General features: G+C 53.1%; 28 protein-coding genes. 8 read left to right on the plus strand and 20 right to left on the minus strand.

Annotated features, from left to right (window positions below; translation table 11 throughout):
- Positions 1-358 precede the first annotated feature (358 nt).
- Entirely contained in the window at positions 359-922 is a 564-nt protein-coding gene (ahpC, locus tag OGX81_RS05130) for an alkyl hydroperoxide reductase subunit C (RefSeq protein ID WP_012133381.1), read from the plus strand.
- A gap of 239 nt (positions 923-1,161) precedes the next feature.
- Positions 1,162-2,727 carry an alkyl hydroperoxide reductase subunit F gene (gene ahpF / locus OGX81_RS05135; protein ID WP_012133379.1) on the plus strand — a complete coding sequence of 522 codons (1,566 nt, stop codon included), beginning with the start codon at positions 1,162-1,164 and terminating at the stop codon, positions 2,725-2,727.
- Positions 2,728-2,803: 76 nt separating this feature from the next.
- Here ahpF and uspG read toward each other — a convergent pair whose 3' ends face one another.
- The 11 genes from uspG to citC all read right to left on the minus strand — a co-directional run bounded on the left by uspG (position 2,804) and on the right by citC (position 11,891).
- Positions 2,804-3,232 (minus strand): universal stress protein UspG, encoded by a 429-nt coding sequence (uspG, locus tag OGX81_RS05140; RefSeq protein ID WP_024130553.1) that lies wholly within the window; start codon positions 3,230-3,232, stop codon positions 2,804-2,806.
- 128 nt (positions 3,233-3,360) lie between these two features.
- On the minus strand, positions 3,361-3,450 hold the full coding sequence (gene yldA / locus OGX81_RS05145) for a small membrane protein YldA (RefSeq protein WP_272917174.1): 90 nt from the start codon (positions 3,448-3,450) through the stop codon (positions 3,361-3,363).
- 137 nt (positions 3,451-3,587) lie between these two features.
- A complete protein-coding gene (rnk, locus tag OGX81_RS05150; protein WP_012133377.1) occupies positions 3,588-3,998 on the minus strand; it encodes a nucleoside diphosphate kinase regulator in 411 nt (136 codons plus the stop codon).
- A gap of 218 nt (positions 3,999-4,216) precedes the next feature.
- Complete coding sequence (rna, locus tag OGX81_RS05155) at positions 4,217-5,023, minus strand: ribonuclease I (protein WP_012133376.1); 807 nt, start codon at positions 5,021-5,023, stop codon at positions 4,217-4,219.
- 128 nt (positions 5,024-5,151) lie between these two features.
- Entirely contained in the window at positions 5,152-6,615 is a 1,464-nt protein-coding gene (gene citT / locus OGX81_RS05160) for a citrate/succinate antiporter CitT (protein WP_012133375.1), read from the minus strand.
- A gap of 24 nt (positions 6,616-6,639) precedes the next feature.
- Positions 6,640-7,548 carry a triphosphoribosyl-dephospho-CoA synthase CitG gene (gene citG / locus OGX81_RS05165; RefSeq protein WP_049007971.1) on the minus strand — a complete coding sequence of 303 codons (909 nt, stop codon included), beginning with the start codon at positions 7,546-7,548 and terminating at the stop codon, positions 6,640-6,642.
- Positions 7,520-8,071 carry a citrate lyase holo-[acyl-carrier protein] synthase gene (gene citX / locus OGX81_RS05170; protein WP_012133373.1) on the minus strand — a complete coding sequence of 184 codons (552 nt, stop codon included), beginning with the start codon at positions 8,069-8,071 and terminating at the stop codon, positions 7,520-7,522. The genes citG and citX overlap by 29 nt, the downstream gene beginning before the upstream one ends.
- A 3-nt stretch (positions 8,072-8,074) precedes the next feature.
- A complete protein-coding gene (citF, locus tag OGX81_RS05175) occupies positions 8,075-9,607 on the minus strand; it encodes a citrate lyase subunit alpha (RefSeq protein WP_012133372.1) in 1,533 nt (510 codons plus the stop codon).
- A 9-nt stretch (positions 9,608-9,616) separates the two neighbouring features.
- Positions 9,617-10,525, minus strand: coding sequence for an aldolase/citrate lyase family protein (locus tag OGX81_RS05180; protein WP_104868931.1), 909 nt, complete (start codon positions 10,523-10,525; stop codon positions 9,617-9,619).
- Positions 10,522-10,818: a citrate lyase acyl carrier protein gene (citD, locus tag OGX81_RS05185; protein WP_012133370.1), complete on the minus strand. Its 297-nt coding sequence runs from the start codon at positions 10,816-10,818 to the stop codon at positions 10,522-10,524. Before citD ends, OGX81_RS05180 begins: the two co-directional genes overlap by 4 nt.
- Positions 10,815-11,891, minus strand: a complete 1,077-nt coding sequence (gene citC / locus OGX81_RS05190; RefSeq protein WP_012133369.1) for a [citrate (pro-3S)-lyase] ligase — start codon at positions 11,889-11,891, stop codon at positions 10,815-10,817. Before citC ends, citD begins: the two co-directional genes overlap by 4 nt.
- 386 nt (positions 11,892-12,277) lie before the next feature.
- Between citC and dpiB the strand changes: the two genes are divergently transcribed.
- Both dpiB and dpiA read left to right on the plus strand, forming a co-directional pair.
- The gene (gene dpiB / locus OGX81_RS05195; protein WP_012133368.1) at positions 12,278-13,939 is read left to right on the plus strand and encodes a sensor histidine kinase DpiB; all 1,662 of its coding nucleotides are present in this window, start codon (positions 12,278-12,280) and stop codon (positions 13,937-13,939) included.
- Positions 13,908-14,585 (plus strand): two-component response regulator DpiA, encoded by a 678-nt coding sequence (gene dpiA, locus OGX81_RS05200; protein ID WP_012133367.1) that lies wholly within the window; start codon positions 13,908-13,910, stop codon positions 14,583-14,585. Before dpiB ends, dpiA begins: the two co-directional genes overlap by 32 nt.
- Positions 14,586-14,860: 275 nt before the next feature.
- Here dpiA and dcuC read toward each other — a convergent pair whose 3' ends face one another.
- On the minus strand, positions 14,861-16,246 hold the full coding sequence (gene dcuC / locus OGX81_RS05205) for an anaerobic C4-dicarboxylate transporter DcuC (protein ID WP_012133365.1): 1,386 nt from the start codon (positions 16,244-16,246) through the stop codon (positions 14,861-14,863).
- A gap of 459 nt (positions 16,247-16,705) precedes the next feature.
- Here dcuC and pagP point away from each other — a divergent pair, with 459 nt between their 5' ends.
- On the plus strand, positions 16,706-17,269 hold the full coding sequence (gene pagP / locus OGX81_RS05210) for a lipid IV(A) palmitoyltransferase PagP (protein WP_012133363.1): 564 nt from the start codon (positions 16,706-16,708) through the stop codon (positions 17,267-17,269).
- A 187-nt stretch (positions 17,270-17,456) separates the two neighbouring features.
- Positions 17,457-17,666, plus strand: a complete 210-nt coding sequence (gene cspE / locus OGX81_RS05215) for a transcription antiterminator/RNA stability regulator CspE (protein ID WP_000034825.1) — start codon at positions 17,457-17,459, stop codon at positions 17,664-17,666.
- Between the two features lie 54 nt (positions 17,667-17,720).
- On the opposite strand, the gene crcB is transcribed toward cspE, so the two are convergent.
- Complete coding sequence (gene crcB / locus OGX81_RS05220; protein WP_024130549.1) at positions 17,721-18,104, minus strand: fluoride efflux transporter CrcB; 384 nt, start codon at positions 18,102-18,104, stop codon at positions 17,721-17,723.
- A 91-nt stretch (positions 18,105-18,195) separates the two neighbouring features.
- Here crcB and OGX81_RS05225 point away from each other — a divergent pair, with 91 nt between their 5' ends.
- A complete protein-coding gene (locus OGX81_RS05225; RefSeq protein ID WP_071259767.1) occupies positions 18,196-18,984 on the plus strand; it encodes a deaminated glutathione amidase in 789 nt (262 codons plus the stop codon).
- A 129-nt stretch (positions 18,985-19,113) separates the two neighbouring features.
- Positions 19,114-19,317, plus strand: a complete 204-nt coding sequence (gene tatE, locus OGX81_RS05230) for a twin-arginine translocase subunit TatE (RefSeq protein WP_012133359.1) — start codon at positions 19,114-19,116, stop codon at positions 19,315-19,317.
- Positions 19,318-19,417: 100 nt separating this feature from the next.
- Here the strand turns inward: tatE and lipA are convergent, their stop codons facing one another.
- From lipA to mrdB, 7 genes are all read right to left on the minus strand, one after another.
- A complete protein-coding gene (gene lipA / locus OGX81_RS05235) occupies positions 19,418-20,383 on the minus strand; it encodes a lipoyl synthase (protein ID WP_012133358.1) in 966 nt (321 codons plus the stop codon).
- Positions 20,384-20,570: 187 nt separating this feature from the next.
- The gene (locus OGX81_RS05240) at positions 20,571-21,545 is read right to left on the minus strand and encodes a YbeF family transcriptional regulator (RefSeq protein WP_047458193.1); all 975 of its coding nucleotides are present in this window, start codon (positions 21,543-21,545) and stop codon (positions 20,571-20,573) included.
- Between the two features lie 300 nt (positions 21,546-21,845).
- Positions 21,846-22,487 carry a lipoyl(octanoyl) transferase LipB gene (lipB, locus tag OGX81_RS05245; RefSeq protein ID WP_047458192.1) on the minus strand — a complete coding sequence of 214 codons (642 nt, stop codon included), beginning with the start codon at positions 22,485-22,487 and terminating at the stop codon, positions 21,846-21,848.
- A 97-nt stretch (positions 22,488-22,584) separates the two neighbouring features.
- The gene (gene ybeD, locus OGX81_RS05250; RefSeq protein WP_000850547.1) at positions 22,585-22,848 is read right to left on the minus strand and encodes a DUF493 family protein YbeD; all 264 of its coding nucleotides are present in this window, start codon (positions 22,846-22,848) and stop codon (positions 22,585-22,587) included.
- Positions 22,849-22,954: 106 nt separating this feature from the next.
- Positions 22,955-24,166, minus strand: a complete 1,212-nt coding sequence (gene dacA / locus OGX81_RS05255; protein ID WP_012133355.1) for a D-alanyl-D-alanine carboxypeptidase DacA — start codon at positions 24,164-24,166, stop codon at positions 22,955-22,957.
- 139 nt (positions 24,167-24,305) lie between these two features.
- A complete protein-coding gene (rlpA, locus tag OGX81_RS05260; RefSeq protein WP_104868930.1) occupies positions 24,306-25,436 on the minus strand; it encodes an endolytic peptidoglycan transglycosylase RlpA in 1,131 nt (376 codons plus the stop codon).
- Between the two features lie 10 nt (positions 25,437-25,446).
- Positions 25,447-26,559 (minus strand): peptidoglycan glycosyltransferase MrdB, encoded by a 1,113-nt coding sequence (gene mrdB, locus OGX81_RS05265; RefSeq protein ID WP_012133352.1) that lies wholly within the window; start codon positions 26,557-26,559, stop codon positions 25,447-25,449.
- Positions 26,560-26,561 lie beyond the last annotated feature (2 nt).

Genomic DNA, 26,561 nt, shown 5'->3' on the forward strand with positions numbered 1-26,561 from the left:
TCAGTGCAAAAGGAACATTGACGGCAAAACCTATCACAGTCATAGGTAAGGTCTGCCGTCGGAAGATTGCCCTTTCTTTGGTAGGGTGATGTAATCCTTTCGCTGTTACAGCCTTTGTTAAGGTAATGTAGAGCGCAACACATAGCCAGTTTCACTGGCGCTGAAGTTACCTACGGGTAGTTCAGGTAATGGGGCCGCCTGTAAAGGGGGCCTTTTTACTTTTTGTCGCTAAACGTTCACAACGTTGTCTTGTGTGAGTTGTTAGGTATCGCTGATTGATTTGATAATGCAAACGCATTAGCCCAATCACGGAAAGTTGGTTACTTTACATCTCAACGAAAACACGGAGGAAGTATAGATGTCCTTGATTAATACCAAAATTAAACCTTTCAAAAACCAGGCGTTCAAAAACGGTGAATTCATCGAAGTAACCGAGAAAGATACCGAAGGCCGCTGGAGCGTCTTCTTCTTCTACCCGGCTGACTTCACTTTCGTATGCCCGACCGAACTGGGCGACGTTGCAGATCATTACGATGAATTGCAGAAACTGGGCGTAGACGTTTACTCTGTTTCTACCGACACCCACTTTACTCACAAAGCATGGCACAGCAGCTCTGAAACCATCGCAAAAATCAAATATGCGATGATCGGTGACCCGACTGGCGCCCTGACCCGTAACTTCGACAACATGCGTGAAGACGAAGGTCTGGCTGACCGTGCGACTTTCGTTGTTGACCCGCAGGGTATCATCCAGGCTATCGAAGTTACCGCTGAAGGTATCGGCCGTGACGCATCTGACCTGCTGCGTAAAATCAAAGCGGCTCAGTATGTTGCTGCTCACCCAGGCGAAGTTTGCCCGGCTAAATGGAAAGAAGGCGAAGCGACTCTGGCTCCATCCCTGGACCTGGTCGGCAAAATCTAAAATTCGCTGCGCCTTTCGCGCTACAGGTGCGTTGGCTGCGCTTTCTCACCCCGGTCACTTACTGATGTAAGCTCCCGGGGATTCATAAGCTTGCCGCCTTCCTGTAACGCGAAATACTGGCGAATTAATCCTTAAGCGGGTGCGTCGCACCCGTTTTTTCCAGCACCATCATGCAAGTCGCATTCAGGCTGCCGGTATAAGGCAACTTGCATGATGATGTTTTTAGAGAGGGAAGAATAATGCTCGACACTAACATGAAAACTCAGCTCAAAGCGTATCTTGAGAAACTGACCAGGCCTGTTGAGCTGATTGCCACGCTGGACGACAGCGCTAAATCGGCAGAAATCAAGGAATTGCTGGCTGAAATCGCTGAACTGTCAGAGAAAGTCACATTTAAAGAAGATAACAGCCTGCCGGTGCGCAAGCCTTCTTTCTTGATAGCAAACCCGGGTTCTGACCAGGGGCCGCGCTTTGCGGGGTCTCCGCTGGGGCATGAATTTACCTCGCTGGTGCTGGCGCTGTTGTGGACTGGCGGCCATCCGTCGAAAGAGGCGCAGTCTCTGCTGGAGCAGATCCGCGATATCGACGGCGATTTCGAGTTTGAAACTTATTACTCGCTCTCCTGCCACAACTGCCCTGACGTCGTACAGGCGCTGAACCTGATGGCGGTGCTGAACCCGCGTATCAAACATACCGCGATTGACGGCGGCACATTCCAGAATGAAATCACCGATCGTAATGTGATGGGCGTTCCGGCTGTGTACCTGAACGGTAACGAATTCGGTCAGGGACGTATGACGCTGACGGAAATCGTCGCCAAAGTGGATACCGGCGCAGAAAAACGGGCGGCGGAAGAGCTGAATAAGCGTGACGCTTACGACGTACTGATTGTCGGTTCCGGCCCGGCGGGGGCGGCAGCGGCAGTTTACTCCGCACGTAAAGGCATTCGTACCGGTCTGATGGGCGAGCGTTTTGGCGGTCAGGTGCTGGATACCGTTGATATCGAGAACTATATTTCCGTGCCAAAAACGGAAGGGCAGAAGCTGGCTGGCGCGCTGAAAGCGCACGTTGATGATTACGATGTTGACGTGATCGACAGCCAGAGCGCGAGCAAACTGCTTCCGGCGGCAACGGAAGGGGGCCTGCATCAGATTGAGACCGCTTCCGGCGCGGTGCTGAAAGCCCGCAGCATTATCATTGCCACCGGTGCCAAATGGCGCAACATGAACGTGCCGGGCGAAGATCAGTACCGCACGAAAGGCGTAACCTATTGCCCGCACTGCGACGGCCCGCTGTTTAAAGGCAAACGCGTTGCGGTAATCGGCGGAGGGAACTCCGGCGTGGAAGCGGCGATTGACCTCGCGGGGATCGTTGAGCACGTTACGCTGCTGGAATTTGCGCCAGAAATGAAAGCCGACCAGGTTCTGCAAGATAAAGTGCGTAGCCTGAAAAACGTCGACATTATTCTGAACGCGCAGACAACGGAAGTGAAAGGCGACGGCAGTAAAGTGACGGGGCTGGAATATCGCGATCGCGTAAGCGGCGACATCCACAACGTTGCGCTGTCTGGGATCTTCGTACAGATTGGCTTGCTGCCAAACACCAACTGGCTGGAAGGCGCGATTGAGCGTAACCGTATGGGCGAAATCATCATTGATGGCCGGTGCGAAACCAGCGTGAAGGGCGTATTCGCCGCAGGCGACTGCACCACGGTTCCTTACAAACAGATCATCATCGCGACGGGCGAAGGCGCGAAAGCCTCTCTGAGCGCATTTGATTATCTGATCCGCAGTAAGACGGCATAAAAAGAAAGTAAGACTACACCTGCAATGCAAGAGGCTGCCAATGGCAGCCTCTTTTTTTACGCAACAGCCTTGCGATTTACCGCACAACCAGCACCGGCAACGTAGCATGGCGGACAACGCTGGAGGCGTTAGAACCCAGCAAATGCGTGGTGATAGACGGATTGCGGGAGCCAATGACCACGACGTCCGCATTCAGCTCTTCGCCCAGTTCGTTCACCACATCCCGCACGTTACCAAAGCGGACGTGCTGCTTAATCCGGGAAGGGTCGATACTGAAATGACTCACCATCGTTTGCAGGCGAGTCTCCGCTTCGTGCTGCAAATGCTCCTCAAAACGACGAACGTCGGCGGCAAAGCGGTGCAGACTCAGGCTGGCGGAGCCCGGAAGAACATGCAACAGATGAATGACGCCATCCTGTTGCGCCAGAAACTCTGCGTGGCGCACGGCCTTGTCGCTAAGTTCCATTTCGAAAACATCAACCGGCATAATGATTGTCTTATACATACCCGTTTCTCCCTGTTAACTAATACTGAATTCATTCAAACATATAATAATATTTCTTTCTGGTATCTGCCCGGCACTTTTCATATCACAACGTTTCTTTACGACTGATTGATGCTTATGACCAGAAGCTACCAGCGTCGCTCAAGGTAAAGCACGGCCACGACGATAATCGCCATCATAATAAGAAATGCCAGCGTGATGAAAAGAGCCTCATTCATGACCGTACTCGCGGCAATGAAACGGATTAATTCTGGATGACGGGGAATGGGGGTGAACCAGGAGGAATGGGTGATTTTCGGAAAGAGGATGCAGGGAGCATCCTCTGTGTAAACGGGTGAACGCTTATCCAGATGGTTTAGCGCAGGTAGTCGCCCGCTGCTTCAGGCTGATATTCAAGTTCCAGCACTTCAAGGTGAGTGGACGCCCCGCCAGGCAGGTCCCAGTGAATGGTATCGCCGACGCGCAGGCCCAGCAATGCCGCGCCCACCGGCGCCATTACGGAAAGCTGCGTATTGCTGTCGGTCATATTCGCCGGATACACCAGCGTGCGCACGCGAATCTCGCCATCGCTGAGATTGCGGAATTTCACCCGACTGTTCATGGTGACGACGTCGTGCGGCATGGCTTCCGGCGAGCACATCTGGGCGCGATCCAGCTCCGCATTTAATGCGTCAGCAATGGGTAAACCAGCAAACGCAGGCTGCTCCAACAGGCGGTCGATGCGTTCGGCGTCGAGGTCGTTGATGATAATAGTTGGTCTGGACATTTGTTACTCCATGTCGTCGATGCTGCGAGTGCCGCAGGTAAATAATCCCAAAAGAAAACCCTCACCGTCAGGCGGCGAGGGTTTAGCTTTCATGATAATACTGAGACTTCCCCCTTCTTTGAAGTGATTTAGCTCACATTCGGGGAAATCCTCAATACGGTTGTCTTTGCGTAAATTTTAGTCGCAAGCCGTGATGGTTCTCAAGTTTGTATACCGCCTCAGTAACCCGCTTTGTCAATCACAAACCGCTTCCCGCAATTGCCCGGATGGGGTTGCGATATAAACGAGGAAGCGGAAAGCGGATCGTTAATCCTGGCGGCGTTGAGCGAGAACTGTATTTCTGTCAGATAAGCCGGGTTCCCGTGGCAACTCAGTTTCACCGCCTTCACGTTTTCTTTCCCCCAGCTTTGGGCGACGGCGGCGTCAAACGCGGCGCGGCTGACCCTTTTCCCGTAATTTGCGGCCAGAAAATCGCCCAGCGCGCTGTGTTTTATCTCATGGTTCAGCCGTACCATTGTGCCGAAATAAACGTCTGGATCAAATCCAAAGCAGGCACCGTGCTTGGCGTATTCATAACGTTCCAGGCAGGATTTTCCACCGGCTCCGGGCATGACCGCGCTGAGTTTTGCCGCGCTCTCCAGTGAAAGGCCGGTTTCAGGCGCGGCGCATTTACGGCTGGCGCGCGCTTCCGGCAGATTGGGGATCGGACGAGTCGCGCAGCCAAACCGCATCCAGCGGCGCTCGTCCACGCCACGCGCGGCAACCGATCCCGGCAGACCTGGCCACAGACCGTGGACAGTCAGAAAATCAGCTTTGTTGGGAATCTCTTTCTGCTGACGGCACTCTTCGGGTTCCCGATGATCGCGCTCATGCTGACTTTGACAAAAACCGGTTTGCCAGGAGAGCGCCAGCACATAGCGGTCAAAATCAGCGTACTGTTTTGCCTGAAGTGGCTCAGCGTTAACGTTGAAGAGGGGAAGCAGGAATACCGCCAGGAGAGAACCATAACGCCATGTTGATTTCATGATGGATGCTGAAACTCATACAAATATTGAATATCACCTATTTAACCATAAAAAAAGCCAGTCAGGTTTATCTGACTGGCATGAGAGGGATAACGCGTTAGCCGTCATCCGGCATTATGTGCCGATGTTTAGTTCCACAGCGCCAGAATCGGCCAACCAACCACCAGCAGCATGGTGATGTAGATGACCCCAAAGATCGCGCCAAGACGCCAGTAATCTTTGGATTTTACATAGCCGCAGCCGTAGATGATGACCCCCGGCCCTGTTGCATACGGCGTCAGGCAACCCATGATACCGATGGACAGCACCAGCAGAATACAAAGTTGCTCCATCGGAACGCCTGGAATACCTTTACCTATCGCCAGAATGACCGGCAGCATGGTTGCAGTATGTGCGGACAGGCTGGCGAACAGGTAGTGAGCAAAGTAGAACACCAGTACCAGCACAATCACCGTTGCGTTAGGTGAGAAGCCTTCCAGATGAGCGCTCATTGTGGTAGCAAACCAGTCGATAAAGCCCGAACGGGTTAAACCGTTGGCCATGACAACCAGCGTCGCGAGGTTAACAAGGGTGTTCCACGCACTGTTATAACGCGTGATGTCTTTCCACGGCACAACGTGCAGCGCCAGCATCAGGGATACCGCCAGCAGGCCGACAGCGGTGGCATCAATCACTTCACCGCCAAATACCCACAGTCCGAGGCTGAGCAACACCAGACCGATCAGCGTCATCTCTTTGCGGGTCAGCGTACCCATCGTTTTTAACTCTTCACCAGCCCATGCCGCAACTTCGGCGCTGTGGGTCACTTCGGGTTTGTAGAGTACGTAAGAGAGCCACGGTGCGACGATCAGCAGAATGATCCCTACCGGTAAGAAGCCCAGGAACCACTGCAACCAGCTGATCTGAATACCGGCAATTTTGCTGACGAATTCCAGACCCAGAACGTTAGGCGCCGCGCCGGTCACGAACATGGAAGAACTGAGGCTGGTACTGATGACCATCATCCACATCAAATAACCGCCAATGCGGCGCGCGGAAGGATCGTTTGGAAACGACTTAAACAGCGGCGGCAGGTTCTTGATTACCGGGAATACCGTACCGCCGGTACGCGCGGTGTTGGACGGCGTAAACGGCGCCAGCAGAATATCGATGATGACAATGGCATAACCCAGCGTCAGGGTACGTTTACCCATGAATTTCACCAGGAAGAGCGCAATACGGCGGCCCAGACCGGTGACTTCATAGCCCAGCGCGAAAATGAATGCGCCGAACACCAGCCAGACGGTGGTGCTGGAGAAGCCCGCCAGACCCCATTTCAGCGCCTGCTTGCCCGCGTTAAAGGCCGGGTCGGCCAGCTCTGAGGCATCAAATAACAGATAGTTGCTGCCGATAACGCAAATGGTCACCGCGATAAAACTGATCGCGGTGGCCGGAATCGGCTCCAGTATCATCCCGACGATCATCGCCACGAAAACGGCGAAGTAGTGCCATGCCTGAGGGGGCATGCCGTCCGGGACGGGGATCAAAAACATGATGCCCATAACGACTAATGGGGCCAATAACTTCCATATATTATCTTTAGATAAAGACATAAGTGATTCTCCGAAAAGGATCTTTCAATAATTATGTAAATGATTAACTTGCGAAATTTGTGCTAAAAACCAGGTGACGATCAGTAAGTCGGCGCTGCCGCCAGGGCTGAGGTTGCGTGCAATGCACTGCTGATCGAACCGGTGGAGATGTTCAAGATCGGCAGGAGAACGAATGCCTCCTTGCCGTAATAATGTTGTCGCCTGCTGTTGTATCCAGCGCAGGCCTTCCGCGCCGCCGCGTGATGCGACGTTGGTGTCGCCGTTCATTGAGATCAGCAGCAGCAGGGTGTCGAGCAGCGCCAGCTCGGGGTCGCGCCCCTGCGCCAGCAATGCGCGGTAGTGTGGTAAAGCATGGCGGATCACTAACGGGTAACCCGCTTCGGCTTCGCCGCGCGCGCCAGTTAACCCCAGCTGTTGGTACAAGCGTTGACCTGCGGTGAGTTGTTGATTGTTCTGTCGCAGTTCACGCTCGGTCAGACCCCGGCAAAATGTTGCGGCGGTCGAGCAGATGTTTGCAGGTGTGATCGGGGAATGCTGCTGGTGCAGGCGTCCGATGGCGGCGCACAGCAGTCCCAGGGAAAATATGCTGCCTTTATGCGTGTTAACGCCGGCAGTGGCGCGAAACATGTCGGCTTCGCAGGCCATACCTAATGGACGTAGCCCTTTCAGTACATCGTCTGACGGCAGCTGCGCGCAACTCGCGCCATATTCGATAAAACGCGGCAGCCAGCCCTGAATGGCCAGCGCGCTGCGATGGAAATCTTCCAGCGCCATGTCTTTGTGCGCGCCGCAGTTAATGCGATCGACCAGACCCGGCTTGGGAGATAAATTGACCTCAGTCAGCATGGCGCGCCACGCCAGCAGGGCGTACGCGTCAAGCAGCGTCTGAGGAATGGCGGCGGAATCAGTTGATGTGGCTGGAATCGGCATCATGCAGCAGCGCCTCCATGCGAATAAGTAAGTCGGAAAGCGCGTGGGTTTTCCCCCGGGCGCATTCAGCGGCGCTTTGCTCGCACAACAGGCAGCGGCGGGCAGGAAGCGAAAAATGACGGCGGGACAGAATGTCGCCTTCCGGCGTCAGCACATCGATATCCCATAAACGTCCCAGCGGATGCTGATGCTCAAGCTCGATCGTGGCGAGCTTGAGATCGCGGGCCGGCGCCTCAATGGCGAGGAACCCTTCCGGCCCACTGGCTGAGGCCAGTGCAGCCTGCTCCCTGACAGACCAGCCTGCTTTTTTCGCCACGGCGAGCAGGGCGGTTACGCCGTGATTGAAGATTCGGCGAGTAAGCTCGCTGTCTTTAATCGGGCCAGGCGCCACCACGGTAAAGGAGACCAGTGGAGTGAGATGGCGCGTCAGCCAGGCGTGTTGCCGCGCTTGTCTCTCATCACGGCTGACGAGCAGCTCGGGAATGGAAACCGCATGGCGAGTGGCCTGTTCAGGGAGCAGGTGCATGGCTTATTCCTTCACCTGATGAACAACGTCAATGACCGAACCGTCGCGGTAACGCACTACGGCGATGACGCGATCGGTATATTCAATGGCGCGAGGTTGACCGGTGAGCAACTGCGCACGTTCACGCAGCCATTCAATGGAGACCACTTTCATTCCCGCTTCTTTCAGGCGTTCCGCCAGTTCCGGGCGCGCCGGGTTGACGGCGATGCCGTGGTCGGTCACCAGAATGTCGACGCTGGAGCCAGGCGTTACGCAGGTGAGCACGTTATCGACCAGCGTCGGGATGCGGCCGCGAACCAGCGGTGCGACGATGATTGACAGCGCGGCGGCAACGGCGGTATCGCAGTGACCGCCTGACGCGCCGCGCAGTACGCCATCGGAACCGGTCAGCACGTTCACGTTGAACTGGGTATCCACCTCCAGGGCGCTCAGCACCACGACATCCAGACGATCGACCGATGCGCCTTTTGAGCCCCAGTTGGCATACTGATTGGCGCTGATTTCGATGTGATTCGGGTTGCGGGCCAGCGATTCTGCGGCGTTACGGTCGAAGCTCTGTACGTCCAGCAATTTGCGGATCAGCCCTTTTTCATGCAGGTCGACAATCGTGGCGGTAATGCCGCCCAACGCGAAATCCGCGTGAATATCGCGGCTGCGCATTTTGTCTTCCAGAAAACGGGTTACCGCCAGAGAAGCGCCGCCGGTTCCGGTTTGCAGAGAGAAGCCTTCCTGGAAATAGCCTGAGTTGGCAATCACGTCTGCCGCGCTGCGGGCAATTAACAGTTCACGCGGGTTGGTGGTCATACGGGTCGCATCTGCGCCAATTTTGTCGGCGTCGCCTACCCGTTCGATCTGCACAATGAGATCCACCTGGTCCTGGGCGATACTGGCTGGATTATGCGGATACGGCAGCAGCGCTTCCGTCAGCAGAACAACCTGGCGAGCGTTTTCGGCATCCACTTTCGCATAGCCCAGCGAACCGCAGCAGGCTTTACCGGTGTAGCCGTTGGCATTGCCAAACGGATCGCAGGACGGCACGCCGAGGAAGGCCACATCGATATTGAGCTCACCGCTTTGCACCAGATGGACGCGACCGCCGTGGGAGTGGATTTGTACGGGCTCATCCAGCAATCCGCGGGAGATCTCTTCCGCCAGAGGGCCACGCAGACCAGACGTGTAAATTCGGCTCACGACGCCCTGGCGAATATGCCCGACCAGTGGCGCGTGGCAATCGCTCAGCGAACTGGAGGCCAGCGTCAGGTTTTTAAAGCCCATGCTGGCGATGGTGTCCATCACCAGGTTGATCGTCAGGTCGCCGCCACGGAAAGCGTGGTGGAAAGAGATGGTCATTCCATCCTGTAAACCAGAACGGCGGATGGCTTCTTCAAGCGTGGCGCACAGTTTTTTATCGCGCGGTTTTTGCGCCTGTAAATTCAGTTTCGAAGTGCTCTGAAAAGCGGAAAATTCGCTTTCGGCATGGCGACTCCAGGCCGCTACCCGTTCTTGTCGTTGAAGTTGTTCGATTTTCTGCGTCATTTTTTTGCCTTATTCTTCGCGAATGCCGGAAAGTTCTGCACGGGAGAGCACCAGACGGGCGCGTTCAATCACCGGGCTGTCTACCATTTTGCCGTTCAGGGAGACGACGCCGCGGCCTTCATGGGCGGCGGCTTCCGCGGCTTCCACGACCAGACGCGCATGGGCGACTTCTTTAAGCGTCGGGGCATACAGGTTGTGCAGCAGTTCAATCTGGCGTGGGTTGATGAGGGACTTGCCGTCAAAACCCAGCTGTTTGATGTGTGACGCTTCGTGCAGGAAACCCGCTTCGTTATTGGCATCGGAATAGACGGTATCGAACGCCTGAATGCCTGCGGAGCGTGCCGCCTGTAAAATGGAGCAGCGGGCAAACAGCAGCTCGGTGCCTTCCGGGGAACGTTCGGTACGCAGATTGCGCACATAGTCTTCCGCCCCCAGCGCGATCCCGATGAGACGTTCGGAGGCGTGGGCGATTTCAACGGCGCGGGTAATGCCCAGCGGCGACTCGATTGCGGCCAGCAGTCCGGTGCTGCCGGGTTCACGGCCGCAGGTTTGCTCAATGCGCAGGATCTCTTTCTCGATGTCGGTAACATCCTGAGCGGTGTCGGTTTTCGGCAAACGGACAACGTCAGCGCCGCCGCGAACCACCGCTTCAAGGTCGTTAATGCCCCATTCGGAATCCAGCGCATTAACGCGGACAATGGTTTCCACATCACGGTACAGCGGGTGTTGCAGGGCGTGATACACCAGACGGCGAGCGGTATCTTTTTCACGCAGCGCGACGGAGTCTTCCAGGTCGAACATCAGCGCATCGGCCGGGTAGATAAACGAGTTGCTGACCATCGCGGCATTTGCGCCGGGGACGAACAGCATGCTGCGGCGGGTGCGGGATTTACGTTGTTGCAGAGAAGCGGAAATCATTGGCGATCCTCCCACGGCAGAGCGGGGATGCCGCTGGCGCGAGCCAGTAATGCTTCCAGCCGAGCACGCAAAATGCAGTCCAGCGCGCCTTTGTCATCAACATTTAATTGCACGCCGCGGACGTTATAACGGGCAAGCACATCCAGAATGGTGGCGCGAATGGCGTCGCCAAACTGTTTTTCAACGCTGCTGTTGATTTGCAGGTCAATATCCTGCGTGTCGAGTGGAGCAATGCGAATCATCACATCACCGGACTCAAGTGTGCCAGCGACGGCAGCCTGGTCTATTTTCATTTTTCACCTGTTTCTAATGCGGGGGTCTTTTGGCGGACTACCGCGCTGGACGGGTTACGTTCAACCATGCCTTGCAGATAGTGCAGAGTGGGGTTGGGAACCAGCGGTGCGATAGCCGTGAGATCTTTTTTAACCAGCAGCTTGCGCACCCAGGAGGCGGAAATCGGCATCTCCTGGAAACACAGCCGCTCAATTTCCACCAGCTCGATGGGTGGGGCGGGAAGCGTTGGCGTCTCCAGCCAGTAGCGCATATCGTGGTTGTACTGGGAGGTGACGGTGCAAAACGGTTCCGTGCCGACAAAACGGTGTGTTACACCCAATGCTGGCGCCAGGTACTGGCGGAAAATCTTCAGGTCGATTTCGGTGTAACAGTGGTTAATGACGCTTTGTTCTTTGATGAAGTAGCACGGAAAGGTCGCACGCGAGATGATGTACTCGGAACCGCGATGCACAGTCAGGCGTGGAATATCCGTTGTTCCTTTGATCACCAGATCAAACCTGTCCTCGTACGGAAAACGCGACGTATCCTCTTTTACCAGGAACAGATGCAGCCAGTCGCACTGTGCGGCGGCCTGCTGGATCAGATAGCGATGCCCGTTTGTGAAGGGGTTGGCGTTCATGACGATACAGCCGATTTTTTTCCCGTCATGACGCAGTTTCGTTAAGGATTCAGCGTAGCGTTTCAGGCGCGTATTGCTGTTTTCCATGAGCACCATCACGCCAGGCACATCAGCCAGCGTTGAGAAGCCACACTGTTTAAAGAGCGCTTCGTATTCTGTTTTGGTGTAGATGAAGAGGTGCGTACAGTGCCTTTCGTAGGCGAGGTTGATTAACTCTGTAGCCAGCGTCAGCGCCAGCCCTTCGCCGCGCACGGATTGGCAGATAGCAACGCATTTAATGATATTTCCGGCAATACCGCCGCAGGCAATAAGACGATCATCGCGCGTAACGGTAATAAAAACTTCGACGGTGGTATCTACGCTTAAATCATTCTCTTTCAGAAATTGCGTGATAACCGCCATCTTTTTATTTTCTGAGCGTTTCACTTGCGTGAATACATTATTACCGAACATAGTATTGAGCGTCCTGATGATATATTTTGTTGCCAGTTTTTTGCGTATGTTGTGTGTCGTTGCAACCTGATAACGTTTTGTTTTCAATTAGAGCGGTCGTTGTTTTTATTACGACGTATTTCTTTTTCTCTCTGTTGCCTACATCGTAAGGGGTATTTTGGTGGTAAATTTTGATTTATTTCACAAACACTTAGATGGTTTTTATGTGTTTAATGGTTTTAAGTTTTTTAATTAATTTAATAGCAAATTGCGCGGTGGGTTTTATTTGTTTAATTGATTTAAGGTGGGGAATCTGTAACGATCGCTATTAAATGCACAGCAGAAAGTTAAAACATTTTTATTACATATACGGGAAATGAGACGCTTACGCCAGCGAAGGAATAACAATGCCCGACCCAAAAAATAAAAAACGGTTTCTTTTTTTTCGTCAACTCGCGTTCCCGCTGCGGATTTTTCTGCTCATTCTGGTCGTTTCTGTTTTCATCATCGCCGCGTTAGCCCGCTATTTTTCCGCCAGCTTTGAAGACTATCTGGCATCGCATGTCAGGGATATGGCGATGAACCAGGCAAAAATTATCGCCTCTAACGACAGTATCATCACGGCCGTGAAACACCGGGATTACAGGCGGCTGGCGACCATCGCGGATAAACTACAAAGCGACACCGATTTTGATTATGTGGTCATCGGCGACAAAAACTCGATTCGCCTCTACCATCCTAACCCGGAAAAAATTGGTTACCCGATGCAGTTCACGAAACCCGGCGCGCTGGAGAACGGTGAGAGCTATTTCATCACCGGCAAGGGGTCTATTGGTATGGCGATGCGCGCTAAAACGCCGATATTTGACGACAATGGCAACGTGATCGGCGTGGTTTCCATCGGTTATCTGGTCAGTAAAATTGACAGCTGGCGACTGGATTTTTTACTGCCGATGGCGGGCGTATTCGTCCTGCTGCTGGTGGTGCTTATGCTGCTTTCCTGGTTTTTCGCCGCCCACATTCGCCGCCAGATGCTGGGGATGGAGCCAAAGCAGATTGCGCGCGTTGTGCGCCAGCAGGAGGCATTATTCAGTTCAGTGTATGAAGGATTAATTGCAGTCGACCCGGAAGGGCACATTACCGCCATTAACCGCAACGCGCGAAAAATGCTGGGGCTGCGTTCGCCGGGGCGGCAATGGCTGGGTAAGTCGATAGAGACGGTTGTTAATCCTGCGGACTTCTTCACACAGCAGATTGCGGAAAAACGCCAGGATGTGATGGCGAATTTCAATGGGCTGAGCGTTATTGCCAATCGTGAGGCCATTCGCTCCGGGGATGAATTACTGGGGGCGATCATCAGCTTTCGCAGCAAGGATGAAATTTCCACCCTGAACGCCCAACTGACGCAAATAAAACAGTATGTGGAGAGCCTGAGAACGCTGCGTCATGAACACCTGAACTGGATGTCGACGCTCAACGGTCTGCTCCAGATGAAAGAGTATGATCGGGTCAGGGAAATGGTGCAGGGCGAGTCGCAGGCGCAACAGCAACTGATCGATAGTCTACGCAGCGCGTTTGCCGATCGCCAGGTCGCCGGTCTGCTGTTCGGCAAAGTCCAGCGGGCGCGGGAGCTGGGGCTAAAAATGACGATCGTGCCTGGCAGTCAACTGCACCGACTCCCGGAAGGGCTTGATAGCACCGAATTTGCCGCGATTGTCGGCAATCTTCTCGATAACGCGTTTGAAGCCAGTTTGCGTACCCGGGAAGGGAATAACGTCGTTGAACTCTATTTGAGCGACGAAGGGGACGATGTGGTGATTGAAGTTGCCGATCAGGGATGCGGCGTTCCTGAATCTCTGCGCGAAAAAATATTTGAACAGGGTGTCAGCACCCGAACCGATGAACCAGGCGAACATGGCATCGGGCTGTATCTGATTGCAAGTTATGTGGGGCGCTGTGGCGGGGTGATTACGCTGGAAGATAATGATCCCTGTGGCACCTTGTTTTCTCTATTTCTTCCGAAAGTGAAAAAAAACGATGACGGAACCATTAACCCTATTGATCGTTGAGGATGAAACGCTGCTGGCGGAAATGCATGCGGAATATATCCGCCATATTCCCGGTTTCAGCCAGATATGGCTGGCGGGCAATCTGGCGCAGGCCCGTATGATGATCGAACGTTTTAAACCCGGGCTTATTCTGTTGGATAACTATCTGCCGGATGGGAAGGGCATCACGTTGCTGCATGAACTGATGCAGGCGCGCTATCCCGGCGGAATCGTGTTTACCACGGCCGCCAGTGATATGGAAACCGTCTCCGAAGCGGTGCGCTGGGGGGCGTTTGATTATCTGGTGAAGCCGATTGCCTATGAGCGTCTGGGGCAGACGCTTACGCGGTATCAGCAACGCCGGCGTATGCTGGCGGGTAACGATAGCGCCAGCCAACGGCAGATTGACGAGATGTTTAATGCCTATGCGCGAGGGGAGCCAAAAGGTGATTTGCCGACCGGGATTGATGCTCTGACGCTGAATGCCGTGCTGAAGCTGTTTAGCGACCCAGCGACGCGCCATACGGCTGAGACGGTGGCGCAGGCGCTGACGATCAGCCGTACCACATCCCGGCGGTATCTGGAGTATTGCGCCAGTCAGCATTTGATTATTGCCGAGATTATTCACGGAAAAGTGGGCAGACCGCAGCGTATTTACCACGGTTGAATTCGAGATTGACCAATCGCCCGGTGGCGCTGCGCTTACCGGGCCTACGGGTAAGTTTTGTAGGCCGGATAAGGCGTTACGCCGCCATCCGGCGAATCGCCCGGTGGCGCTGCGCTTACCGGGCCTACGGGTAAGTTTTGTAGGCCGGGTAAGGCGTTACACCGCCATCCGGCGAATCGCCCGGTGGCGTTATGCTTACCGGGCCTACGGTAAGATTTGTAGGCCGGATAAGGCGTTACGCCGCCATCCGGCGAATCATCTACAAATTAATTTGCTTAACCACCCGCCACAGCGGAAGAAGTGCCTGGCACCATCACTTCAGTTGCAATAATGACAACCAGCAGCCCGACCATAACCGGAACGGAAGTACGCTTCACCACTTCAAACGGCGAAATCTTCGCCATCCCTGCCACCGCAACGACGACGCCAGAGACCGGGGAGATCGTGCGCCCCAGATTTGAAGCCTGCAACATCGGAATGGACAGGTAAGCCGGGTTAATACCGGAAGAGTGCGCCAGTTTAGGAATCATTTCGACAAAGGCATAGAAAGGCGCGTTACCGGAACCGGTGGTCATTGCCGCGAGCATGGTCAGGATCACCAGTACCAGCATGAGGATAATACTGGCGGAGCCAAACGAGGTGGCGATAGAGATCAGACTCTGGATGAAGCCGATAGTGCTCAGCCCCTGAGCGAATACCCCGGCGGCGACCAGCAGCATCACCACGCCCGCAAACGCGTCAGCCATCCCGCGGTACGCGACTTCCAGACCGGAAAAGACTTTCTGTGTATTGAATCCGCGAATGAACTCCAGCACGGCAGCGAGCAGCATACAGATGACGAGAATAGTAATAATGTGCAGCTGCGGACCCCATTTACCATCAAAAACCAGAACGCCGATAATCGGTGTGAATGGCAGAATGGCGTAAAACGCCGGGGCGGTGGTGGTAATTTCGTTTACATCCAGCATTTCATGGGAGATGTTCTCTTTTTTATCCAGATAACGCTGCCAGAAAAAGTGGGCAATCGCCATACCGATAATGGCGGCAATGGAGATCGGCAGGGTCGTTTTAAAGGCAAAATCAATCAACGGCATCTCAGCCGCTTTTGCCGCCAGAACCACGTCGCCTGAGGTCGGAGAGAGGATGATCGCTGCGGGGGAAGCGCAGATGGCGGCGGCAGCGCCACGGCTGATCCCGACGTTAACCATCACCGGAAAGAGCGTTGCCATCAACAATACGCCAAGCCCTGTTGCCGAAGAGACCGCCAGCGACATCAGGCAGGCGACAAAATAGGCGGCGATCATCAGCAGGTAAGGTGAGTTAATGTATTGCAGCGGTTTGGAGGCCAGTTTTACAACCATGTCGTTTGCGCCGATATGCGTCATGTAGGCGGCGAAACCGCACAGCATCATGATCATCATACCGAGGTCGCCACCACGGCTCATCAACAGAATCTTAATGTATTCAACGATGTCCGTCGCGGTATAGCCGGTACTGGTTTCACTGGCGGGCAGGACTTTATGCCCCATTAACGCGCTGATAATCAGCAGCACCAGGCCGCCCACAAAGAGCACACCGGTTGCTGAATAACCTTTAATGATGTAGCGCGCTACACCCACAATAACCATAACCCCAATAAGGAGTTCAATAAACGTTAACATTGTTTCCCCTGTCGCCTGGACGCCCAGAAAGTAAGAATAAAAAAGGAACAGAAAGTGGTGTGAAAATGTGCCGAATAAACCGCTTCCCCTTGCTGATTAAAATCAAGAAAAGGACGGATTAAACGTCCTGTGTTGTTATTTTTTCATGCAGGCAACGAATATGAAATCTCTCAGGTGAAAAATTTACGTAGAAACGTATTTGTTTTGTATTTGTTATTTTTATGGAAATGTAATGTTAATGATGGGGTGGTGTACAGAATTATAACAGGCCAGATTCCCTTTCCTGATGATAAAAAGTTTCAGTAAACGGCGATGATCCGTATGAAATAAACGGGAAATAAGCGGGTTCGTTATTGCAAAGGGGAGTTTTCTGATTTTTCGTTACCTGTTTTTTGTTAAGATTCCATTCAGGTTCGTTTTGCTACGATCGGTATTGAACTCCAGGATGGTAATTAAGTTGTGATTGTCGCTAAAAAATATTTTCTTGTTCTTTCATTTCTCTTTGTGCAATTCGCCCTTCTGCCCCAGGCCTTTTCAGCAGATAAAGGCTGGTTTGATACGCTGAAAGATAATGTGTCGGAAACCTGGCAACAACCCGAGCATTATGATTTGTACGTGCCGGCCATTACCTGGCATGCGCGGTTTGCCTACGATAAAGAAAAAACGGATCGCTACAATGAGCGCCCGTGGGGGGCCGGGTTTGGTCAGTCACGCTGGGATGATAAAGGCAACTGGCATGGGCTTTACATCATGGCGTTTAAAGACTCCTTCAATAAGTGGGAGCCTATCGGCGGTTACGGTTGGGAAAAAACCTGGCGACCTCTGGCAGATGAAAACTTCCACATGGGGCTGGGATTTACCGCTGGCGCAACGGCGCGTGATAACTGGAAGTACATTCCGGTGCCGGTTCTGTTGCCGTTAGCCTCGATAGGCTACGGTCCGGCAACGTTCCAGATGACCTACATCCCCGGTACGTATAACAACGGTAACGTCTACTTTGCCTGGATGCGTTTCCAGTTTTGATGAGTGATATGCCTTGTTAGTGGTATATAAAATAGCGTTATAAAACAATAGGTAGTACAAAAAATCTAAAAAATAACGCGATATTTATCACTTTTTGGCAAAGTTGGACTGGACAAAATGCACCACAATTGATGTACTGGTACCCGACACAGCATTTGTGTCTATTTTTCATGTAAAGGTAATTTTGATGTCTAAGATTAAAGGTAACGTTAAGTGGTTTAATGAATCCAAAGGATTCGGTTTCATTACTCCGGAAGATGGCAGCAAAGACGTGTTCGTACACTTCTCTGCAATCCAGACTAATGGTTTTAAAACTCTGGCTGAAGGTCAGCGCGTAGAGTTCGAAATCACTAACGGTGCCAAAGGCCCTTCTGCTGCTAACGTAATCGCTCTGTAAGCATACGACAGCAAGAATTCCAAAACCCGCCAACTGGCGGGTTTTTTTATGCCCTTAATGCGCGGTGGATGCCGAAAACAGCCAAAACGCAAGCGCGGTCATGGCAAATGACCCGAGCAGGTTGACCAGTATATTCACCATCGCCCAGCCAAAACGCCCATCCTGGAGCAAAAAAACAACTTCCGCTGAGAAGGTGGAAAACGTGGTCAGGCCGCCGCAAAAACCGGTGGTAATCAACACCTTCCACATCGGATCAATATTCGTCATGCGACTAAATAAGGCGAAGCCCATACCGATGATGAAGGCGCCGATCAAATTCGCCGTCAGGGTGCCGAACGGAATGGACTGATGAAGCGGATTAAACCGCATACTCAACATCCATCTCGCTACGCTTCCTGTACCACCGCCAATAAAAACTGCTAAAAGGAGTTGTAACACTGAATATTCCTGCTATTTGATTGTATATGGGATGAGTGTAACGCCGAATAAGCATCTTTGGCGAGTTTAACGAATCTGGTCGGAGGGGAGTATGCTCGTTGCAGCAGGACAATTTGCCGTGGCGTCGGTCTGGGAAAAGAACGCCGAAACATGCGTTTCGTTAATGTCTCAGGCGGCAGAAAATGGCGTTTCCTTACTGGTGTTGCCTGAGGCGCTGCTGGCTCGCGACGATCGCGATCCCGATCTGTCGGTTAAGTCCGCGCAGCTACTGGAGGGCGGATTTTTGCGCTGCTTGCTGCGTGAGAGCGCGCGCAATACGATGACGACAATCCTGACGATTCATGTTCCTTCAACGCCGGGGCGGGCATTCAACATGCAGGTTGCGTTGTGCGGGGGAAAGATTGTTGCGCATTACGCCAAGCTGCATTTGTACGATGCCTTTTCGATTCAGGAGTCCCGCAGCGTTGATGCAGGCGACACCATTGCCCCGCTGCTGGATGTTGAGGGGATCAAAGTTGGGTTAATGACCTGCTATGACCTGCGCTTCCCGGAGTTGGCACTGGCGCTGGCTTTGCAGGGGGCTGACATTCTGGTGCTGCCTGCCGCCTGGGTAAGAGGGGCGCTGAAAGAGCATCACTGGGCGACCTTGCTGGCGGCAAGAGCGCTGGATTCAACCTGCTATATCGTTGCCGCAGGGGAGTGCGGCAACAAAAATATCGGTCAGAGCCGAATCGTCGATCCGTTTGGCGTCACAGTAGCCGCTGCGGCAGAGACTCCGGCGCTGATTATGGCCGAGGTCTCCGCCGAGCGCGTCAGGCAAGTTCGGGCGCAACTTCCCGTTTTACGTAACCGTCGTTTTGCGCCACCGCAATTATTATGATGTTTTTTTAAACTAAGCTTGATTCACCTTGTTACAGATTGCTATTGTGTGCGCGCGTCGAATGACCGTTAATATTCTCAGGTTAATATGGCGCGTTAAGCCGCCTGATTTTAAGTCAAGAAGGTATCTATGGGTGAGATTAGTATTACCAAACTGCTGGTGGTTGCCGCACTGGTCGTTCTGCTGTTTGGTACCAGGAAGTTACGTACGCTGGGCGGAGACCTGGGCACGGCAATTAAAGGTTTCAAAAAGGCGATGAATGATGAAGACGCTGGCGCGAAAAAAGAAGCGGGCGGCGATATTCAGGCTGAGAAACTCTCTCATAAAGAGTGATCATGACGCGAGCAGGATGCTCCTTCATCTGACTCTGAAGAGAAAAAACCCGCGTTTAAGCGGGTTTTTTATGCGTTAAATGTAAGCGAGTATTACTCGATTACTTCACTTCCAGTCCTTTCGCCTGCATGTCTGCATGGTAAGAAGAACGAACAAACGGCCCGCAGGCGGCATGGGTAAAGCCCATCGCCATGGCTTCGGCTTTCATCTCATCGAACTCTTCCGGGCTAACATAACGCTGTACCGGCAGGTGATGGCGGCTTGGCTGTAAATACTGGCCCAGCGTCAGCATGGTGACGCCATGACGGCGCAAGTCGCGCATAACCTCAATGATTTCAGCGTTGGTTTCTCCCAGACCGACCATCAGACCCGATTTGGTTGGGATTTCCGGGTGGGCCTCTTTGAAACGCTCCAGCAGCTTCAGCGACCAGTTGTAATCGGCGCCTGGGCGTACCTGACGATAGACTCGCGGCACGTTTTCAAGGTTATGGTTGAAGACATCTGGCGGAGTGGCGTTAAGGATCTCCAGTGCGCGATCCATACGGCCACGGAAGTCAGGCACCAGCGTTTCAATTTTAATTGCCGGGCTTTTTTCACGAATCGCGGTAATGCAGTCAGCAAAGTGCTGAGCGCCGCCATCGCGCAGATCATCGCGGTCAACGGAGGTGATAACCACATAGCGTAACGCCATATCCGCAATCGTCTGAGCCAGTTTTAACGGTTCGTTGGTATCCGGGGCGACAGGGCGACCGTGGGCAACGTCACAGAACGGGCAACGGCGGGTACAAATCGCGCCGAGGATCATAAAGGTGGCGGTTCCGTGATTGAAACATTCCGCCAGGTTAGGGCAAGAGGCTTCCTCGCAGACAGAATGCAGGCCATTTTTGCGCATTGCCGCTTTGATGCCCTGGATACGAGTGGAGTCCGCTGGAAGCTTTATTTTCATCCATTCCGGTTTACGCAGCAGGGCTTCGCGCTCTGTTGCCACATTTTTAACCGGGATAAGGGCCATCTTATCGGCATCGCGGTATTTGACACCGCGTTCCATCACAATGGGTTTACTCATAGCGTGCGTGTTCCAGTTGCGAATAACGAAGGAAAGCGTTTCAATTCAAGGGAATGTTGTATTTATCAACTATTTTTGAATTAACTACAGGCAGTATATCATTGAAACGGGCCATAAAGCAGCCTGAGTGGTCGGCAAAATGTAAAATAGTTGTTGTTTTGTGCCATTTGCCCAACATCTCCTGTGACTAAGCAGCAACATCTCCGGTTCGAAACGCATCGCGTATCACATCAATAACATTCTCCAGCACCGGGTCACGTAAGCTTAATTTGTTGTAATGCAGCGAAAAGTCGATTCTCTCATCGCTCAGTGGCGCATAGGGAATGCGCTTGAGCGGCCAGCAACGGCTAAATAAGGTGTAGAACCGGGTGGGCATCATCCCCAGCAGGTCGCTGCTGGCGATGAGTGAGGCAATGGTGAAGATGTTGTAGCTGCTAAAGTTGATTTGTCGTTCAGGGAAGAGGTCCTGGATACGCTGACGCACCAGGCTGAAATTCTGCCCTTCGAGCATCAGCAGAGTATGGTCGACCGCTTTCAGCTTCTCTTCGGTTAGCGGGGCGGAAAGTGAAGGGTGATCCTGGCGACAAACCAGCTCAACAGTATCGGCAAACAGCACATGGTGATGAATGGCCCGACTACTGTAGATATGGGTATCGATGACCAAATCGGTCTGAAACTGGCTGAGCTGGCATTCGGCGTCGCTTACCGGAATGTTGCGTAACAGAAGCTGCGGATACCGGGATTTGATCGCCTGATAGATGGTTGGCATGACTAACGCCCCGATAGAGGGAGGCGTGCCTATCGTGATGGTGCGCTGTTTGTCATAACTGCCGGTCAGATCCAGCGCGCCCAGAATAGATTCCAGCCCCTGGCTAATATACTCATGCAGATGGGTGGCATAGGCCGTCGGGGTCACGCCCTGGCCTTTACGGATAAATAGCGGGTCGGGAAATATAGCGCGTAATTTTTGAATAGACTGGCTAATAGCGGATGGCGTTAAATTAAGAATTTTCGCAGCATTGACGATGCCTTTATGAACGTATACCGCTTCAAAAATAGTCAAGAGATTAAGGTCAATATTTCTCAGCGTTCTGAAAATTTGAGGTTTGTCTTCTGGCCGTTGCTCGATTAGACGTCGTCCCGGCAGATTATTATCATTCACGCTCTCGCTCCGAATTTATTCACGTTATAAATAATAGTAGGGTTTATATTTATTGCATTTTTGATTTGGCTTAAATATCGCCTGAATGTCAATATCAGTAACAATTTCAACAGGGTAACAAACAGTACATTCGGATTTTAGCCACAGTGAATCCCCTCATTCTGATGGCTGATGAGGTTGCGTCATTGACGGTTTTAGCTTAGGCATAACGAAAATATAGAAACCGGGCGGAGAAGTAAAGCATTCAAGCAATATATAGTTAATGACCCATGAATTGCGTGGGTCATTATATTTTATTGATTAAGCAGGAATATATTCATGAGGTGGATTGTTTAGCAGGGCTAAAATATTGGCCAACAGGCGAGGGGCAATATTATCCGTCGTTGCGTTATTATCCCATTGCGATATTTTCGCCATTTCCATCCCGGCATAACCGCAAGGATTGATGCGTAAGAACGGAGAGAGATCCATATTGACGTTTAATGCCAGACCATGAAAAGAGCAGCCGCGACGGATTCGTAAACCCAGTGAGCAGATCTTTTTTTCTCCCACATAAACTCCGGGCGCATCGGCTCGCGGATGCGCATCAATGCCCAGTTCGGCAAGCGTATTGACGACGGTTTGTTCCAGCAGCGTCACCAGTTCCCGCACGCCCAGCTTACGGCGTTTAAGATTCAGCAGAACATACATTACCTGCTGGCCGGGGCCGTGATAGGTGACTTGCCCGCCACGATCGCTCTGGATCACCGGAATATCGCCGGGCATTAATACATGCTCCGCTTTACCGGCCTGACCCTGGGTGAAAACAGGAAAGTGCTCAACTAACCAGATCTCATCGGGCGTGTTTTCATCGCGGGTATCGGTGAATTCGTGCATGGCCTGGGAAACGGGTTCGTAGGGCTGAAGACCGAGCTGGCGGACAAGAATTTTATCCTGATACAAAACGGCATCTCCGTAGAGAATGAACAAAAGAGGGAGAAAAGTATATCACAGCGGGGGAGGATGTTACCCGGGCAACGCCGGGTAACGAACGGATGTATTACAGCACCATACGAACGATATCGATATTACCCAGTTCTTCGTACAGTGTTTCAACCTGCTCGATATGGGTTGCGTTGATGGTGATAGAGACCGAGTGGTAGTTACCTTTGCTGCTCGGTTTTACCGTCGGGGAGTAATCACCTGGCGCATGGCGCTGTACCACTTCAACCACCTGATCAACCAGCTCAGGCAACGCCTGCCCCATTACTTTGTAAGTAAATGGCGTAGGGAATTCAAGCAGTTCGTTAAGTTTGGTTTTCATGTCAGCTCCGGCATTACATCAAAAAATAATAACTCCCACAGCGTGTGGGAGTTATCAGGATACTCAGTATATGGGGATGGAAATCACACTTTCAAGTGCTTAATTTTTAACCAAACCAGTGATGGAACATTAATTTAATGTAATCAATGATTTTGCCGAAGAAGTTACCTTCAGGAATTTCCTGTAGTACCACCAGCGGGCGCTGCTCAATGGTTTTGCCATCCAATTGGAAGTTGATTGTGCCGACGACCTGGTTTTTCTGCAACGGGGCATGCAGTTCAGCCGTGTTCAGCACGTAGCTGGCTTTCAGATCTTTCATGCGGCCGCGAGGAATGGTCAGATAGACGTCTTTATCCACACCCAGCGAGGCGCGATCGGTATCGCCAAACCAGGCCGGTTCAGAGGCAAACTCTTTCCCGACTTTCAGCGGGTTCACGGTTTCAAAGAAGCGGAAGCCCCAGGTCAGCAGTTTTTTGCTTTCTGTTTCACGACCTTTGTAGGTACGTCCACCCATCACCGCAGAGATCAGGCGCATCTGGCCTTCAGTTGCCGACGCCACGAGGTTGTAGCCTGCTTTATCCGTGTGGCCGGTTTTGATCCCGTCAACGTTCAGGCTGTTGTCCCACAGCAGACCATTGCGGTTTAACTGGCGAATCCCGTTGAAGGTGAACTCTTTTTCTTTGTAGATGGAGTATTCGTTTGGCACATCGCGGATTAACGCCTGGCCGATCAGCGCCATGTCGCGCGCAGAGCTGTATTGTCCATCAGCATCCAGGCCATGAACGGTCTGGAAGTGGGTGTTTTTCAGACCCAGGGCATTCACATAGCTGTTCATCAGCCCGACGAAGGCATCCTGACTGCCGGCGGCAAAGTCGGCCATCGCCACGCAGGCGTCGTTGCCGGATTGCAGGTTAATACCACGGATTAACTGGGAAACAGGAACTTGCATACCCGGTTTCAGGAACATCAGGGACGAGCCTTTAAATACCGGGTTGCCGGTAGCCCAGGCGTCGTTGCCGATCGTCACCAGATCGGTTTCTTTAAATTTCCCTGCTTTCATCGCCTGGCCGATGACATAGCTGGTCATCATTTTGGTCAGGCTGGCGGGATCGCGGCGCGTATCCGCATTCTGTTCCGCCAGCACTTTGCCGGAGTTGTAGTCGATCAGGATATACGACTCCGCATCGATCTGCGGAACGCCTGGGATCATGGTTTTGATATTCAGGTCATCGGCATGCGCGCTTGTGATAAAGGCGGCGCAAAGAGCCGTGGTGAGCGCCATGCGCTGCATGAAACGAGCGGAAAAAGTGGTCTTCATGGTCTGAACTACGACGTCCGTGATGGAATTAAAAAAAGTGCCCTACTATAGCAAAAGCATAACCGGCAGGCATCTGACTTTCCGCGTGACTTTGTTAATGTCATTTACAGAAATTGACAATTCAGATGCCCTTTGCAGGCTACTGCGCGCTGGCGATAAAGGACTGTAACTGGGCTTCAGATTGCAGACGCTGCTGCAACGCGCTGGCTTCAGTTTTGCTGGCGAATGGCCCAAGCTGAATGCGCCAGACCGCGCCGTTTTGCATCACACGCCCCGGTACGCCAAACTGCTGGCTTAAACGCTGCTGGTACTGCTGCGCGCGCGTTTGATCGCTGACCGCGCCAACCTGAACCACGAAACCGCTGCTTGCGGCGGCCGGAGCTGGAGCTGGAGCCGGCGTCGGGGCAGCGACTGCGCCCTGAGTCGAACCAGGAGCCGTTACCGGCGCGGCGGGTGTCGCTGCGGCGGGCTGTGGCGCGGGCGTTGCTTCGCTGCCTTCGAGCACCCCGGAGGCGAGCGTGGTCGGCGCGCCAAGGAAGCCGCTGCTGTTGACCGGTGCGCCGCTTGGATCATCGCTTTTCAGCGTCGAATTGCTTATCGCCCGGACATCGCCTTGCGGCTGTACTGATTCCGGCGCGGAAGAGACGCTGCCCATGCCGCCGCTTAAATCAGGGCGCGCGGGCAGGGCGTAGGTCTGTTTCGCCACTGTCGTGCAGGCCATGCCTGGCCCTGACAGTGAACCATCCTGCGCAACGATAATGGGATCAACGCGGACTTTGGTGTTATTCGATGTATTCAGACGATCGGCCGCCGCGCGGGAGAGTGAAATCACCCGATCGTTACCGTAAGGGCCGCGATCGTTAATGCGTACCACGATCATCCGGCCATTCGCCAGATTCGTGATTCGCGCATAGCTCGGGATCGGCAGCGTTGGATGCGCAGCGGTGAGCTGCATCGGGTCAAACGCTTCGCCTGATGCGGTCAAATTGCTGCCGGGTTCCGCATCATAAATGGCGGCAAGCCCGGCCTGGCTAAAGCGAGACGGGTCCTGGACAATTTTGTAGCTTCTACCGTCTCGTTGATAATCCTGATTTGCTGTCGGGCTCAGAGGTTCATAACGTGGCTCCGCCCCGCCGATCTCAACAATCGGCCCGTTACACACCGCAGGCTGCGGCGCGACGGCAACCTGCTGCTGACCATCATCACTCGAACACGCCGCGAGTAACATTATTCCTGCCGCGACGCAGACTCCTGGCAACTGCTTACGCATTGCGCACCCCTTACACGCTTTTCGACAACATTTTTCTGTGGGTGTGGATCGACATAACAATCCCGAACCCGGCCATCAGCACTATCAGTGCGGAGCCTCCGTAACTGACCAGCGGGAGTGGAACCCCTACAACGGGCAGAATACCGCTCACCATACCAATATTTACGAAGACATAAACGAATAATATCAACATTAAACCACCGGCCATCACGCGGCCAAAGGTGGTTTGCGCGCGGGCAGCGATCCACAGTCCGCGCATAATCAGCAGAATGTAGAGCGCCAGCAGGATTAATATTCCCACCAGACCTAACTCTTCCGCCAGTACGGCGAAGATAAAGTCGGTGTGGCGTTCGGGTAAAAACTCAAGCTGCGACTGAGTGCCGTGCAGCCAGCCTTTACCGCGCAGGCCGCCGGAGCCAATCGCAATTTTAGACTGGATGATATGATAACCCGCGCCTAAAGGGTCGGTCTCCGGGTCGAGAAGCATCATGACGCGCTGGCGCTGATAATCATGCATCAGGAAGAACCACATGATCGGGATAAACGCGGCAATCAGCACCACCGCAATGCCGATTAAACGCCAGCTCAAACCAGACAAAAACAGCACGAACAGGCCGGAAAGGGCGACCAGAATCGAGGTGCCCAGGTCAGGCTGCGCGGCGACCAGCAGAGTCGGCATAAAAATCAATACCAGCGCGATAGCCGTGTTTTTCAGCGACGGCGGGCAGACATCACGGTTGATAAAGCGCGCCACCATCAGGGGGACGGCGATCTTGGCGATTTCAGAAGGCTGAAAACGGACGATCCCCAGATCCAGCCAGCGTTGCGCTCCTTTGGATATCGCCCCGAAGGCGTCTACCGCCACCAGCAGGATGATGCAGAAAATATAGAGATAGGGCGCCCATCCTTCGTAGACACGAGGCGGGATTTGCGCCATCACCACCATAATGACCAGACCCATCGCGATCTGACCGATTTTTCGCTCCATCATGCCAATATCCTGGCCGCTGGCGCTCCAGATGACTAATGAACTGTAAACCAGCAGCGCCAGCAGAATCAGTAACATCGTGGGATCGATATGGATTTTATCCCAGAATGTTTTTTTGTTCGGATTATCCGTCACGA

It is taken from the genome of Citrobacter sp. CK206 (genome assembly GCF_030333125.1).
GTDB lineage: Bacteria > Pseudomonadota > Gammaproteobacteria > Enterobacterales > Enterobacteriaceae > Citrobacter_B > Citrobacter_B koseri.